This is a genomic window from Oleiphilus sp. HI0086 (assembly GCF_001635225.1).
In genome coordinates this window covers 1-13,995 of record NZ_LWFZ01000232.1, presented here as the reverse complement: position 1 = coordinate 13,995, position 13,995 = coordinate 1, and the positions used below count along the sequence as shown (strand labels likewise).

The following is a 13,995-nucleotide window of genomic DNA, read 5'->3' as shown; positions in this document are numbered from 1 at the left end:
TAGCGTACGCTATCAATGCGCCGAGATACTGTTTCATAATGATCTACAAAAGAAAGAAGCTGAACTCATTAAAATTGAAGACCAGTACGGCTTAACCGACGATAACTTTGATGCCTTTGACGAACTCATCACCGAATACGAGCGTGACGACACTTTGCTCGATACTGTCCGAGAACGCATCACTAAAGAATGCTCAAGCTAACAAAAAGTAAGAGGGCTCTATTCAATGAGCCCTTTCCTGTCACAATTTCTAATGGTAGAAACTGTCTTTCCCAAGCACTGTATATTCCAAACATATTCCCTGAGTTACTATAAGACACCTAATCAGAGGAATACTAAATGACTAACGTAGCCGACTATTTATTACTTACCGCAGCGTTTTCCTTACTGCTGTCTCTTGCCTTGGCTTGGTTAGCCTCCTTTATCCTTTACGCTGATATAAAAGCACTTAAGCGTCTATTTCCTGCTAGCCACCAGCTTATCCGAGCGCATATTGATTACATCTTGATGTGCCTATTGCTGGTAGCCTGCTATTATTTGAATGAAAAGCTTAGCCTAGAACTACCCGGCTGGGTCATTTACACCACGTGCTTTGGAGCACTGTACAACCCTTTCGGCTTCATTGTGCTAGCTATAAAACCTCACATGGCTAAGCCTAAGTCGACTAGCGATAAAGCCCGCATTCTTCTAGGCTTCTTACCCGCGACAATTGGCTACGGTTACATTATGTGGCTTACCTTGATCACATTATTGTAAGCCCAGTAATCAAACCGCTTCTTCGAGATGGTAAGTCTGTGGTTATTAGCTATGCTAAGGGGTAGAAACAAGCTTATTCAGCTCCATTACAATACAAAGACCACAAATGAAAGCATTCTCAGCACACAACTGCCTGGTTATCTTACCGGCAACTCTTCTCTTTCCTTTAAGTTATTGGTTTGTAGGCGCTAGCACCGAAAACAGCTTACTAGCGTATATCTTGACTACCCTGATATGCTGCACATTGTCTTTGGTTTGGTATCAAAAAATAGTTATTTCACCCATAAACGCAGGAATCTCTGCATTAAAAGCGAACCTCGAAGAGAAGTTTTCTTACTCGACGCAATTAAATACCCAAAACATGTCTGGCGCGCCCAAAGAGTTATTTGAAATTTTGAATCAGCGCCTGAGCAATGCTGAGCAGGCTATACAGGGGATTCACCTTAGAGCCTCCCGCTTGCTCCCTATGAGCGCAGAATTAACCGAAACCTACAGTGCCATGAGCCAGAATACGATGATGCAATCTCATCACGGCGGCGTGTTGAGTGGAGCAATAAATAATATGGTCATGGCGACCGAAAACATCGAACATGACATTGGAGATATCAATAATCATATTCTCGAAATGAATAGCGAGCTCAATAGCTTTGGCGAGCACCTACATGCAACAACTTCCTCAATTGATACCATTGAAAAGCGCATATCTGAGTCGAATGAAGTATTAGATAAATTGCGTAACGATAGCGACCAGATCAACCAGATTATCACCGAGATCACCAGCATCGCAGAGCAAACTAACCTACTGGCACTCAACGCAGCAATCGAAGCAGCCCGTGCAGGCGAACAAGGTCGGGGTTTTGCCGTCGTTGCCGACGAAGTACGTTCACTGGCCGAGAGGACTCAAAGTTCAGCCGAACAGGTAAAAAGTATCGTCGATAGCATCCACACGAGCACACATGATGCCTCCAGTGTTATGCAGTCCAGCCAGAAAGACATTCAAATAACCGTTCGAAGTGCCCAATCCTCGAAAGAAGGCTTAAGTAAGACGGAGCGGGCTATCAAAGACATTATTTTATTGGCACAAAAGATCAAAGACGCCATGGCCTTACAGTGTGAAACAGAAGAAAAGTCAAAACGCTCTGCTGATGCGATCAGCAAATTGAATAGCGAAGCTTTGCAGCATAACTCCCTTCAGGCGATTACCAGCGAAGACCTTAAGAAGTTATCCGACAGCATCAGTGCTAATTTATCTTCAATTCATATCGACGAGGTTCTCAGCTCTACAGACCGTAGAACCAAAATCCGTCAAGAGAGAAAAGAAGTTAGCCAGTCAGATACAGATGAATCTGTTCTATTCTAAGGCCTAAGGCTTAGTCGTAGATACTAGGAATAGGCTGGCGCTTGTGTTGGGTGCTTTGATAAATCTTCATCAAGCGCTCTTCAGCCCATTCTTCGATTTCTTTTCCTTCCAAAAAATCATCGATTTGATCATAGCTGATACCCAATGCGTCTTCATCTTTCTTGCCCGGTTCGTTGGACTCAAGATCTGCAGTTGGGGCCTTGGATATAATAGCCTCTGGCGCGCCAAGAAAGCTTGCGCAAGCACGCACCTGACGCTTATTCAAACCAAACAAAGGGATCAAATCCACTGCACCATCACCGTATTTGGTGAAAAAGCCGGTTATATTTTCTGCAGAGTGATCCGTTCCCAATACCAAGCCACCCAAAATACCGGCGATATGATATTGGGCAACCATCCGCTCTCTCGCTTTGACGTTACCTTTTGAAAAGTCCAAACGTTGATCGGAAGCATGTAACTGGTCTACCGAGTCCAGTGCTGCAGTCACCTCTTGATGGATTGCATCGGAAGCTGACTTTACGTTTACCGCAACTGCGTGACTTGGTTGAATAAAGTCAATTGATAGCTGCGCATCATGCTCATCAGCCTGCTCGCCATAAGGTAGCCGTACTGCAACGAACTGGAAGCTATGAGGGTGAGCATTTTCCTGGTTAAGCTGATCAACGGCCATTTGCGCCAACTTTCCACAGGTGCAAGAGTCGATGCCACCACTAATGCCAAGCACCAAAGTTTTCAAACCTGAATCTTTCAATTTCCGCTTGATAAATGCAACACGCGTATTGATTTCCTGCTCAACATCTATCTCAGGCTTAACTTTCATTTCTTGCAATATTTGCTGACGTAGACTCATTCTCTTAACCAACCTTTCTATAAAAACAGTGCCCTTGTAAGAGCCTTTCAATTAAAGAAAATCCTTACTCAAATAAACCAAACGATATGACGCTCAATAGACTGCGGCTATGTTCAAGCTTATGCATCGCCACAAACTCGCCGCCATCATCAAAGCCTTTACCTTTTGGAAAGTTTTCTCTTAACACAGCCAAAGCATCATCTGCCTGTGAAGGAAGATCCAAATACCGATAAAGCGAAACCATCATAATTAAGGCCTCTTCGACACTTGGCGACGCGGGGTAATCTTTAACAACATAGGCCGCCCGGTTTGCCGCTGCCAGATAGGCTTGGCGTTTAATATAATATCGTGCAGCATGCAGTTCATAAGCCGCAAGACGATTTCTGATTTGTATCATTCTCTTTTGCGCATCTGCAGCATAGCTACTATCGGGGAAGCGAATTAACAGTTCAGAAAAATCTTTAAAGGCCAAACGCATATGCCCCGGGTCACGCGAGGTAATATCAACCGACGAAAAGTACTGACTGGAAACACCGATATCCAAATGATAGTTCGCTACTCCTCGTACATAATACGCGTAATCCACGCTCGGGCTTTGAGGGTGTAAACGAATAAAACGATCGGAAGCGAGAATCGCGCCTTCTAGATCTAGCCCACTATAACGCGCATAGATTAAATCTAACTGAGCTTGCTCAGCATATTGCCCAAAGGGGAAACGGGACTCCAACTCTTCTAGAGCGATCGTTGCTTGAGGAAAGTTCCTTAACTTGATCGCTCGTTTAGCATCATCATACAACTCTTGTTCTGTCGATTCTTTTTTCGGAGTGGAACTACAAGCAGAAAGAAACAGGACTGCTACCAGAGAAATCACGAGTGCAAAGTGTGAACGCATAATTGGATAAGACTTCTTGAGAATAATTGGAAAATGGTATTCGTTTTCTACACATTTTAATAAATGCTCACCAGAGATGCTCTCGGTGAGGTTATAATAGCCGACATTATTTCATATTTTACATTTTGCGTGTATGACAAATAATCAAACTTGAGGTTTCAACTCCCTTATAAGTCATAATTATTCAGTCTATCCCGTGATTTCTTTACATATCGAGACCTTATGAGCCAAATTATTGAAGCTGACTTTGTTGTTCCATTAGAACTATCTGGCATGCGTTTAGATCAGGTCATTGCTGATTTTATGCCTGAGTATTCTCGCTCACGCCTGCAACAATGGATTAAACAAGGCCATATTCGCGTAAACGAAGAAATCGCGCGGTCCAAAGACAAAGTCAAAATAAATGATCTCATTGAAGTGAAAGCCGAGCTTGAAAGTCAGGGAGAGTGGCTTGCTGAAGACATCCCGCTTGATATCGTTTATCAAGATGAAGACATTCTGATCATCAACAAACCAGCTGGAATGGTAGTTCACCCCGCCGCCGGTAACCACTCAGGCACTTTAGTTAACGCCTTGCTGCATCACTTTCCTGATATCAAAGCCGTTCCCAGGGCCGGTATCGTTCACCGCCTGGATAAAGACACGACCGGTTTAATGGTGGTCGCTAAAACACTAACAGCTCACGCCCATATTGTTGAACAACTTCAAAGTCGCGAAATGGGCAGAGAATACGAAGCTATCGCTGCAGGAGTCATGACGGGCGGCGGAACCATCAACGAGCCTATTGCACGCAGCCCTAAAAACCGCAAAAAGATGGCCGTCAACCAGTTCGGCAAACATGCGGTGACTCACTATCGCGTTTTAGAACGCTTTCTCGCTCACACTCACATACGCGTTAAATTAGAAACTGGACGAACCCATCAAATTCGCGTCCATATGGCACATATTAAACACCCGCTTATAGGGGACACCACCTATGCAGGAAGAATGAAACTTCCAGCCGGTGCAAGCGATGAAGTAAAAAATAAACTTAGGCAATTTGAACGACAAGCATTGCATGCTAAAAAATTAACCCTCATTCACCCTCAAACTGGTGAGGAGATGAGCTGGGAAGTCGATTTACCTGAAGATATGCAAAACTTACTAGCGGTGCTAAGCGAACAATGAGCCCTTGCGACTTACCTACAACATGGTTAAAACCTGAATGGCCCGTCGCGAGTCAAGTAGTCGCCTTTACTACGTCTCGCTTGGCTCCCGACACGATGCCAGATAGCAAGCTAAGCAGCTACCAAGACTTTAACTTGGCCCTACACGTCAACGATAATGAACAAACTGTACGACACAACAGGACAGTACTTGCGTCCCACTGCGCCTTAAATGCAGAGAATATTCATTGGCTGGAGCAGATACATAGTAATACTCTTGTTCAGGCCGAAAGCTCATCTATCAGCACTCAAGCAGACGCAAGTTATACTCGCAAGCAGCAAGAAGCCTGTGTCGTTATGACGGCCGACTGCCTTCCGGTACTGTTCTGCAACAAACAGGCAACGCAAGTCGCTGCCGCACATGCGGGTTGGCGAGGCTTAGCTTCTGGCATCCTAACTAAGACTGTAGAAAGCTTTGACTCACCCAATGAAGTAATTGCCTGGCTTGGCCCGGCAATCAGCCAAAAGGCATTTGAAGTTGGCGACGATGTCTATACAGCATTTTGTAACAAAGACCCCGAAGCCGCTCAAGCCTTTATCCCGGGAAAGGAACCAGGAAAATGGTTGGCAGATTTATACCTACTTGCCCGGATTGAGCTAAAAGCCATTGGAGTCAGCGCGATTTATGGCGGCACGCATTGCACCTTTCTTGAAAACCAACACTTCTATTCTTTTCGCCGTGATGGCCAAGTCTCGGGTCGTATGGCTTCTCTGATTTTCTTGCGCTAGAGTTTGGGTAAGGAATTAATCAGATTCTAAACGAATATTATCAATGTAAACCGTCAACTCCTGCTTCGGCTTATACATATAAAGCATCAGATCTACAACCTGTCCCATTTCCATTTTTCTGGTCTGTAAGCCATCACGAACCTTATCTAAGGGAATACTGTATTGATTCAGACCTTGAGCAATACGTACTCTAGTCTTGAAGCGATCATGATATTGATTCTGGTGTTTCATATCATGAATTCGCAGCACGGCATTTAGCGTCTCTGGTGCTTCAGAGTAGATCTCGAATTTTAGTCGATCATAATCCTGCCAGTCTCGATGCAAGTAGGCGAAACGCATTCCGGGATAGAGGGCATCTTTATTAAAGCGAAGCTTTCCAACCTGAGATTCATTAGCCCAGTCACCAGGTGCTTTGACAACTTCAAGCTCACTGCCATTTTTTGCTAACACAATTTGAGCCCAGCCAAAACTCTCGAAGTTCGCGATCACCGGAAATAAGCGATCAGCCTCCAGCTTCACATAACATCGATAAGCTGGGTAAAGCAGGCTTGCCAAAATCAAAAACAAAGCTATTCCCTGCATCATCATTTTCCGGCTTCTGCTAGTACTTCGAAATCGAGCGAGATACCACAGCAATGCAGCCAAACAACCAAAAACATCGTAAACAAAGTCTATTAAGCTACGCTCCCGGCCTACATAAGGCTGAACCAGCTCAACCAACAAACCAAACGAGAGGCAAAATAAAAGAAGGTAAATCAGCTCTTTTAAGGGCCGAAGCTGAGCAAAAAAAACCAGCAGCAGATAGGTCGCTAAACCGAAGACCAAAGCATGGCCAGAGTTGATCAAATGAGGATAAACCAAACCTTCAGAAGGCAACAAACTGAAGAACAATAAGCAAGCGAGTAGTAATACGCCACTTGGCAGTGCTTGCTTAATAGTCTGAAGGCTTATATCAAATAACATTTATTTTGCGCTAGAAAGCCCGGACACCAACTCAGAAACAAAACCTTGAATATACAAATCGACAATATCGACACCTACCTGCCAATACGCCTGACCCGGCTTACTCTTTAAAAATGTAATGTAGGCAGAGAGGTCCTCATCATTCAAATTACGATAGCTGTAATTTGCGCCCATCAACATAAATTCGGAAAACTGCTGACTTAGCATTGGTTCCATGCTCTGCCACTCCTGATTCATACGAGCTTCTAAAGCAGCTGCCTTATTTGGATTAATAACAGCAACCGCTTCCAAAACCGAAAAATACACGCCTTTCATTAGCTGAATAACAACCTTATCAGCATTCAGAGCTAAAGAAAGCTTCTCTAGCAATTGCGCTCTATCCTGCTTAACAGACTTGAAGCTTTGCTCCTGAAAATAGCGTTGCATCTTCTGCTGAGCTTCTGGTGTACTGGCCGCCCGTTCCTCTGTACTGATGCGTTGACCTAAGGGAGAAGCCAAGAACTTAATCGCATCAGACAAATCTTCAGCACGCTGATCCTGACTCAAATAAACCATTGCAATCTGTTCACCATCAACCTTTTTCGCTGCATGAGTCACGGCCGCACTGGTCTTTTCAAAACTGACGGAACTATTGACTGACAAACGTTTCATATCAAGCTGCTGCCCCATAGAATCAGGCAAAGAAGCAATCAACTCACTCAAGCCAGAGTCATGAAGAAACTGCTTCGCTTCCTCGATACTCAAACCTTTAGCCATCAGGGGTGCGGCGTGAGAAACAAATACAAGTAATAGGAAGGCTAAAGCCCTGTTTACCAATGCGTTCATGGAAAATTCCTTTGGAAAGCGCTGACCATTTGAAATCAGTAAATAATTTTCTGCCAAGAGCAGTTAATGCAAGAATATCATAGCCCCAGAGAAAGGGAGCAGGATTAACAAAGGGTAAGGCTTTGAGGGGGGGAGAGTATAAAGATATTGAACCTCATGCGTAGCGAGACGCATGAGGGAAAGCTATTTATCTAGCCAACAATTTCTAGCAACTCGATATCGAATACCAAAGCTTGGTATGGGCCGATATCGGCGCCAGCACCTGCTTCGCCATAAGCAAGGTGATATGGAATGTATAGCTTCCACTTAGAACCCACTTTCATTTGCTGAAGTGCTTCAGTCCAACCAGCAATCACGCCACCAACAGGAAATTGAGCTGGTTCGCCACGGTCATATGAGCTATCAAACTGCTTACCGTCGATCAAGGTACCACGATAGTGAGTGCTTACAACACTTTCAGCTGTTGGTATATCACCTTCACCGGCAGTGATTACTTCGTACTGAAGACCGGACTCTAGAACCGTCACTTCATCACGCTTAGCATTCTCTGCCAAGAAAGCTTCACCTTCACCCGCAAACTTCTTAGCTTGCTCTTGCTTCTCTGCTTCAACCTGAGTCTGAATCACTTGAAACGCCGCATTAATTTCTTCGCCAGGAATCTGTGGCCCCTTGCCAGAAAATGCGTCATTGATGCCAGCAATAGCAGCTTCTAATGACAGTCCGTTAAAGACGTTAGCTAATTGTTGGCCCATTTGAAGACCAACACCATATGATGCTTTCGCCTCATTTGTGGATAAATCTAAATCCGACATAGTGATTCCTGTAAATTCGTAAGATTAATAAGTTTTGATCAAAACAATGTTTGATTGCACAAAGATATAAGGACGTTTTTATCTAATAAAAGGGGGCAATTGAATTATTTTTGAACAGGCCACGCTTTATTTTAAATGCCGCCCACCATCGAGTTCTATACTTCGGCCTGTCATGTACTCACTTTGCAGCAAGTAGTGAATTGCGCGTAGGATTTCTTGAACGCCCCCTTCCCTCGCCATAACAGATTTGCTAAGCGCCTTTTCTTTATAGGCTTGTGTATCTTGCGCATTAAATATAATTAGCGCCGGCGCGATTGAATTAACAGTCACCTCTGGTGCTAGTTTTGCAGCATAAGACAAGACGAGATTCTCGGCAGCAGCCTTACTTGCCGCGTAAGCAATATGTTTTTTACTTCCGGTAGCTGCAACATAGTCGGTAATATGAATGATATCGGCAATGCCATCCGGGTAGGCCCTGAGCAAGGGCTCAAGTGCCAGATTCAAGTGATAAGGAATATTGACATGCACATTCATCATTTGTTGGATAGTGCTTAAATCATCTTCCCGATTTTTGCTATCGGGCAACCAATCAGAGGCATTATGGATAATTGCTCTTAACGATGTATGTTTTGCACTTACTGCATCAATCAACTGACTCACCTGCTCAGGGTATTGAAAGTCACACTGATATAACTCAGCTCCCATATCCTTCAGCTTCACCAATTCCGGGTAGCTAGTTCGATAGGTACCGATCACATGATACCCTTTGGCCAAACAATCAAGCGCCAGCGCCAAGCCAATGCGCCTGCCTACACCAGTGATCAAAACAGGTGACTTACTCATAAAACACTACTCCGGCTTCCTATATTCGAGACTGAGAGAAACTGAATCAGCAAAACGTAGCGCGTGAGGTTTATCAATTCGTACTTTCGCATAGCTCACCCAAGAGTGCTCACTGCAAAGACCCAACACGTCTGACACCAGTTTTTCCAATAATAGAAAGCGACCATCCTCAACATGCTTAATAATGCTTTTTGCAATGTGTTTATAGTTCAAGGCATCTTCAACACTATCTTCCAGGCACAGTTTATTTGCAGGATAATGTACTTCCACATTAATAATAATATCTTGTTGCTTTTCCTGTTCCTCAGGATTGAACCCAATATAAGTTCGAAGTCGCAAATTTGTAATATTGATAATCGCGTTATTAACAACCATTAAAAACAGCCTTATATTTCTTATTCCAACCCACCGAGCTTAGACCTAAATCGAAGCAGCGTAAATATCTGGGGATGATATAAACAGAATTTTCAATGCTAAGCTCAATACATCCAAATTGGTCAGATACTATTTTTGCGTCTAAGCTCCATTAAACAGCATAAATAAATTTTTATTCCTAGTAACGTGATTCCTGGTAACTTGCACACTAAGAAATGATTGAATACACACCACCCTCACAAGACAAGACTAAGTCTCTTATCGAAGTAAAGCTCCCTGCTGATTCATTAGAAATAGGCATGCATGTCACTCGTTTAGACAGACCCTGGACTGAAGTACCAGTACTGCTTCAAGGCTTAACTATCGAGACACCAGACCACATCGATTTACTCCGCGAACACTGTGTATTTGTTTATATTGAAATTGAAAAAGAGTTTTGGCTTGAATCAGGTAAAGGCACCGTTGAAGCCAAGGAAGAGAAACAATACCCCGGTTTTCGTGAAGAACTCGAAATCCACGATGAACTACCCAAAGCCAAACTAAGCTATGAAAAAACCAAAGACCATGTCGATGAAGTATTAACAAGCCTGAGCAATGGTGAATCATTTGATATGGATGCTTCGCGTAAAGCGATTCAATCTTGCGTCAGCAGCATTCTAAATAATGCTAACGCCCTACTATGGCTTACACAGGTAAAAGAACAGCACAAGTATACAGCAGAGCATTCGTTGCGCGTCGGTATATTAGCAATTGCCTTCGGGCGTTTCATTGGATTAAAAGAGCACGAGCTAGAAACCATCGGTCTGTGCGGCATGCTACATGATATTGGTAAAACTAAAATACCAGACGACATATTGAACAAACCAGGCCGTCTAACACGCATCGAATATGACATAATGAAACAGCACTCGGTGTATGGCAAAGAACTATTAGACGAACAACAAGGCGTCAACAAACTAATTAAGGATACAGCACACTTTCATCACGAACGTATCGACGGCAAGGGCTACCCAGAAAAACTAAGTGCAGCTTACCTCCATCAGTTTGTACGCATGGTATCAATTGTCGATGTTTATCATGCAATCACAAGTACCCGTTCATACAAAGACGGCTCACCAGCCTTTGATGCTTTAAAAATTCTCTACGCCGAACGAGACAAGCACTTCGACTCCGAGCTGGTTGAAGCGTTTATTCGTATGGTAGGCATTTACCCTCCGGGTACTTTGGTCGAAATGACCAACGGTGAAGTAGGCATCGTCGTATCAGCGAACGCTGACTCTCGTCTGCGCCCTAAAGTTGAACTGGTCATGACAGCCGATAAAAAATTCCGCTCTTCCTACGTAATTAATCTGATTAAAGACCCGATAGACAAGCATGGTAAACCCTATGCTATTAAGGAAGGCATTACGAATGGTACTCACGGTGTAGACGTAAAAGACTATATCTTGCAATAAATTCAGGCGCTTTAAGCAGCCCGAAAATTAGATGTAACGCACAATTTCAATTCCGGAATTACCGTCTATCATTACTATCGACCACTTGTCTCTTTGAGCTTGTTAGTTCTGCTCCTCAACTGTTTAATGACATTATGAAAAAATTATCGAACTCCCAAACATTTATAAATACATCTGTTACACCACAGAAAATACAAGGCTTCACGCTAGTTGAACTGTTGGTCACAGTTGTAATCCTTGGAATCCTACTTGCCATAGGGGTACCGGGTATGAGAGGCAATGTTTTAGACGCCCGTATCACCTCCCAAACGAATGCGACCATTGGTATGCTAGCCTATGGGCGAAGTGAAGCAGCAAAGCGCCCAGGGGGTATAATTACTCTCTGCGCCAGTAAAAGCACCAATACGGGGTCCCCTGCGTGCGACACTAATAACTGGGAAGAAGGCTGGTTTATCATGTCAGATCTAGATGGCGACCAAGTTTTAAACAATTTCAATGAAGATGTAAACGATAACAACATACTAGATCCAGGCGAGGATCTAGATGGTGACGGTCTACTCGATACAGCGAACGACGAGCTGCTCAGAATCGGCGAACAGCTTTCTGGCGACAACACAATGCGTACTCTGGGTTTTCTCAATGCAGGCTTTATTCAGTTTGATTCCAATGGAGTTCCTGGTTCATCAGGCACTATTATCATTTGTGACTCACGCGGTGTAACAGAGGCTAATGCTATTGTTATGAGCGCAATTGGTCATACTCGAGTCGCAAGAGATGAAGAAAGTTCGGCCGATAACATTGTTAACGACCACCGGGGGACAAATATCGTATGTCCATAATAACGAACACTCATTCAAGCCCTTATGGCACCATGAAATATCTAGCTCCGAGCACTCAACGAGGCTTCACACTTATTGAGATCTTAGTAACCATCGTCATCCTATCGATTGGGTTATTGGGTGTTGCCAGCTTACAAATGCAAGGCCTTCGTAACAATCAAAGTGCTTACCTTCGCTCCCAAGCATCCATACTCGTTTATGATATCGCAGATCGTATGCGAGCCAACTCTGTCGCAGCAATTGCTGGAAGATATGATGATTTTGACTCAAGTCAAACAACACCTTCCAATCCTTTATGCAGCACTAGTGTTGCAGGCTGTACCGCTCAAAACCGTGCAGATACAGACTTATTTGAATGGGCCCAGCGACTAAACGGAACCGATGAATCGATAATTTTGTTACCTGATGCGAGGGGTACAATAGCACGTGGTTTAGGCAATTTCTTTACCATTGAAGTTAGCTGGAAAGAATCTCAATGGAATGATGATGAGCAAAACCAACAAGTCACTGATCAAACTTTTTCAGTCAGTTTAGTGCTGTAAGGGAGAAGACAATGAACCAAGATCTCACAGCACGCCACACAAAACCTTTATCTTCGCTAAAAGGAATGGCCGGTTTGAGTTTAATTGAACTAATGATCGCTATGACCATTAGTTCCCTGCTACTCATCGGTGTTACGAGTATTTATTTTAATGCTCGAGAGTCTGATAAATTTATTAGTGAATTATCTCGTATTCAGGAGTCTGGGCGCCATGCACTTAACTTTCTTGCTCAAGATATTCGAATGGCAGGCTATCAAGGCTGTATGAACCCAGACCCTGAAGAAGCATATATCAAGATCAGAGCCCATAACCCCCCAACCTCAGATTTTTTTAGTACCGCACTTTCAGGCTTCGAAGTCCCTTCTGTAGCATGGGCACAAGATGCAAACATCGACCCTGTCACTGGTGTCAGCCGCGGTGACTATTTCAAAGATGAAGACTTTACTAAAGAAGCTTTGATCGGTAGCGACATATTAGTTGTTCAGCGACTAACTACTGACAGTGCCGAGCTCTCTGCAGACATGGTAACGAGTGATGAAGATGTTGTGCTCGTCGATAATGAAATGGAGTTTGAGCAGTTTGATATCGCGGTAATTGCTAACTGCAACAATGCTGATATGTTTCGAATTTCAGAAGACCCGGAAGCGACAGCCACTATTACCCTATCACATGGTCTTATCACAAATTCAGATGACATCTTTATAGGTCCTTATACACGTAATGCTCGAGTAAGGGGTTTTGAATCAACCATATACTTCGTGGCAAACACAGGCAGAACAACTGAAACCGGCGTACCTATAAATGCCCTATTCCGAGCGAAAGACAAAATGGTAAACAAGGCAAACCCTGAGTTTGATGTTGAAGAGCTAATAGAAGGTATCGACAGCATGCAAATCTTATATGGTGAACTAAATAGCGACCCTCAGCATGTTACCGCAGACGGTGAAGTGATTAGCGGCCTTCGTTATGTTACCGCAGACAATGTTACAGACATGAAATATGTAAAAAGCATTCAGCTAGGTCTACTGGTTAGCGGTTCCCGTGAGGTGCTCACGAATAATGACGACGCCACCTATATTTTGCCCGGTGAAGAAATCCAACCCGAGGGCAAGTTCGGTTCAACAGTAACTTATGAGCCAGATAGACGTTTACGCCGTGAGTTCAGCCAAACAATTCAGTTACGAAATCGATAAATAAACGTATAAAAGGTGTATATAGAATGAAGACCTTACAACATCAAAGCTCTCTTAATTTAGCACGCCAAAAAGGCGCAGTACTTGTTGTGAGTTTAATTATTTTATTACTGATGACCCTTATAGGCGTTGCGTCAATGAGCTCTTCCATAATGCAGGAAAAAATGGCATCAAATGCACAAAACAACAACGCGACTTTTCAAGCAGCAGAAAATGCCGTAAGTGGACTGATCAATAAAGTCATCATAGACAAAGACACTACAGAATTAGATGAGGCGATAGGAATCGGCACTATTGGTGAACACACTTCGAGTATTAACTATGCAGTTTCTGGCTCAAAAGCTGCATCCAGCTATA

General features: G+C 43.6%; 17 protein-coding genes and 1 pseudogene. 11 read left to right on the top strand and 7 right to left on the bottom strand.

Annotated elements, in window-relative coordinates:
- The 3 genes from A3756_RS27135 to A3756_RS03070 form a co-directional block, all read left to right on the top strand.
- A partial coding sequence (locus A3756_RS27135) for a hypothetical protein (protein WP_197481129.1) occupies positions 1-202 on the top strand: 202 nt, incomplete at its 5' end.
- Between the two features lie 137 nt (positions 203-339).
- Complete coding sequence (locus A3756_RS03075) at positions 340-756, top strand: hypothetical protein (RefSeq protein WP_068552917.1); 417 nt, start codon at positions 340-342, stop codon at positions 754-756.
- A 106-nt stretch (positions 757-862) separates the two neighbouring features.
- Entirely contained in the window at positions 863-2,116 is a 1,254-nt protein-coding gene (locus tag A3756_RS03070) for a methyl-accepting chemotaxis protein (protein ID WP_068514611.1), read from the top strand.
- A gap of 10 nt (positions 2,117-2,126) precedes the next feature.
- On the opposite strand, the gene nadE is transcribed toward A3756_RS03070, so the two are convergent.
- Positions 2,127-2,966: an ammonia-dependent NAD(+) synthetase gene (gene nadE, locus A3756_RS03065; protein WP_068513073.1), complete on the bottom strand. Its 840-nt coding sequence runs from the start codon at positions 2,964-2,966 to the stop codon at positions 2,127-2,129.
- Positions 2,967-3,030: 64 nt separating this feature from the next.
- Positions 3,031-3,858, bottom strand: coding sequence for an outer membrane protein assembly factor BamD (locus A3756_RS03060; protein WP_068514606.1), 828 nt, complete (start codon positions 3,856-3,858; stop codon positions 3,031-3,033).
- A 222-nt stretch (positions 3,859-4,080) separates the two neighbouring features.
- On the opposite strand from A3756_RS03060, the gene rluD reads away from it, so the two are divergent.
- Positions 4,081-5,025, top strand: a complete 945-nt coding sequence (gene rluD, locus A3756_RS03055) for a 23S rRNA pseudouridine(1911/1915/1917) synthase RluD (RefSeq protein ID WP_068514603.1) — start codon at positions 4,081-4,083, stop codon at positions 5,023-5,025.
- Positions 5,022-5,792, top strand: a complete 771-nt coding sequence (gene pgeF / locus A3756_RS03050; RefSeq protein WP_068514602.1) for a peptidoglycan editing factor PgeF — start codon at positions 5,022-5,024, stop codon at positions 5,790-5,792. The genes rluD and pgeF overlap by 4 nt, the downstream gene beginning before the upstream one ends.
- 15 nt (positions 5,793-5,807) lie before the next feature.
- Here pgeF and A3756_RS03045 read toward each other — a convergent pair whose 3' ends face one another.
- The 5 genes from A3756_RS03045 to folX form a co-directional block, all read right to left on the bottom strand.
- On the bottom strand, positions 5,808-6,755 hold the full coding sequence (locus A3756_RS03045) for a VanZ family protein (protein ID WP_068514599.1): 948 nt from the start codon (positions 6,753-6,755) through the stop codon (positions 5,808-5,810).
- Positions 6,756-7,580, bottom strand: a complete 825-nt coding sequence (locus A3756_RS03040) for a DUF2059 domain-containing protein (protein WP_068514595.1) — start codon at positions 7,578-7,580, stop codon at positions 6,756-6,758.
- Positions 7,581-7,771: 191 nt separating this feature from the next.
- Positions 7,772-8,392, bottom strand: a complete 621-nt coding sequence (locus tag A3756_RS03035; RefSeq protein WP_068514593.1) for an FKBP-type peptidyl-prolyl cis-trans isomerase — start codon at positions 8,390-8,392, stop codon at positions 7,772-7,774.
- A gap of 126 nt (positions 8,393-8,518) precedes the next feature.
- The gene (gene folM, locus A3756_RS03030) at positions 8,519-9,235 is read right to left on the bottom strand and encodes a dihydromonapterin reductase (RefSeq protein ID WP_068514591.1); all 717 of its coding nucleotides are present in this window, start codon (positions 9,233-9,235) and stop codon (positions 8,519-8,521) included.
- 6 nt (positions 9,236-9,241) lie between these two features.
- Complete coding sequence (folX, locus tag A3756_RS03025; RefSeq protein WP_068514588.1) at positions 9,242-9,610, bottom strand: dihydroneopterin triphosphate 2'-epimerase; 369 nt, start codon at positions 9,608-9,610, stop codon at positions 9,242-9,244.
- Positions 9,611-9,825: 215 nt separating this feature from the next.
- On the opposite strand from folX, the gene A3756_RS03020 reads away from it, so the two are divergent.
- The 6 genes and pseudogenes from A3756_RS03020 to A3756_RS03000 form a co-directional block, all read left to right on the top strand.
- Positions 9,826-11,064, top strand: a complete 1,239-nt coding sequence (locus tag A3756_RS03020) for an HD-GYP domain-containing protein (protein ID WP_068552916.1) — start codon at positions 9,826-9,828, stop codon at positions 11,062-11,064.
- 134 nt (positions 11,065-11,198) lie between these two features.
- Positions 11,199-11,318 (top strand): annotated as a pseudogene (locus tag A3756_RS29160) (prepilin-type N-terminal cleavage/methylation domain-containing protein); the annotation flags it as partial.
- A gap of 15 nt (positions 11,319-11,333) precedes the next feature.
- Positions 11,334-11,903, top strand: a complete 570-nt coding sequence (locus A3756_RS03015) for a GspH/FimT family protein (RefSeq protein ID WP_231875468.1) — start codon at positions 11,334-11,336, stop codon at positions 11,901-11,903.
- Entirely contained in the window at positions 11,894-12,445 is a 552-nt protein-coding gene (gene pilV, locus A3756_RS03010; RefSeq protein WP_197469596.1) for a type IV pilus modification protein PilV, read from the top strand. Before A3756_RS03015 ends, pilV begins: the two co-directional genes overlap by 10 nt.
- 11 nt (positions 12,446-12,456) lie before the next feature.
- The gene (locus tag A3756_RS03005) at positions 12,457-13,638 is read left to right on the top strand and encodes a PilW family protein (protein WP_068514576.1); all 1,182 of its coding nucleotides are present in this window, start codon (positions 12,457-12,459) and stop codon (positions 13,636-13,638) included.
- A 26-nt stretch (positions 13,639-13,664) separates the two neighbouring features.
- Positions 13,665-13,995, top strand: a 331-nt coding sequence (locus A3756_RS03000) for a PilX N-terminal domain-containing pilus assembly protein (RefSeq protein WP_231875467.1), incomplete at its 3' end; no start/stop codon positions are given.

Coding starts and splice junctions, on each gene's coding strand:
- A3756_RS03075 (WP_068552917.1), top strand. CDS start 340: ATGACTAACGTAGCCGACTATTTATTACTTACCGCAGCGTTTTCCTTA.
- A3756_RS03070 (WP_068514611.1), top strand. CDS start 863: ATGAAAGCATTCTCAGCACACAACTGCCTGGTTATCTTACCGGCAACT.
- nadE (WP_068513073.1), bottom strand. CDS start 2,966: ATGAGTCTACGTCAGCAAATATTGCAAGAAATGAAAGTTAAGCCTGAG.
- A3756_RS03060 (WP_068514606.1), bottom strand. CDS start 3,858: ATGCGTTCACACTTTGCACTCGTGATTTCTCTGGTAGCAGTCCTGTTT.
- rluD (WP_068514603.1), top strand. CDS start 4,081: ATGAGCCAAATTATTGAAGCTGACTTTGTTGTTCCATTAGAACTATCT.
- pgeF (WP_068514602.1), top strand. CDS start 5,022: ATGAGCCCTTGCGACTTACCTACAACATGGTTAAAACCTGAATGGCCC.
- A3756_RS03045 (WP_068514599.1), bottom strand. CDS start 6,755: ATGTTATTTGATATAAGCCTTCAGACTATTAAGCAAGCACTGCCAAGT.
- A3756_RS03040 (WP_068514595.1), bottom strand. CDS start 7,580: ATGAACGCATTGGTAAACAGGGCTTTAGCCTTCCTATTACTTGTATTT.
- A3756_RS03035 (WP_068514593.1), bottom strand. CDS start 8,392: ATGTCGGATTTAGATTTATCCACAAATGAGGCGAAAGCATCATATGGT.
- folM (WP_068514591.1), bottom strand. CDS start 9,235: ATGAGTAAGTCACCTGTTTTGATCACTGGTGTAGGCAGGCGCATTGGC.
- folX (WP_068514588.1), bottom strand. CDS start 9,610: ATGGTTGTTAATAACGCGATTATCAATATTACAAATTTGCGACTTCGA.
- A3756_RS03020 (WP_068552916.1), top strand. CDS start 9,826: ATGATTGAATACACACCACCCTCACAAGACAAGACTAAGTCTCTTATC.
- A3756_RS03015 (WP_231875468.1), top strand. CDS start 11,334: ATGAGAGGCAATGTTTTAGACGCCCGTATCACCTCCCAAACGAATGCG.
- pilV (WP_197469596.1), top strand. CDS start 11,894: ATGTCCATAATAACGAACACTCATTCAAGCCCTTATGGCACCATGAAA.
- A3756_RS03005 (WP_068514576.1), top strand. CDS start 12,457: ATGAACCAAGATCTCACAGCACGCCACACAAAACCTTTATCTTCGCTA.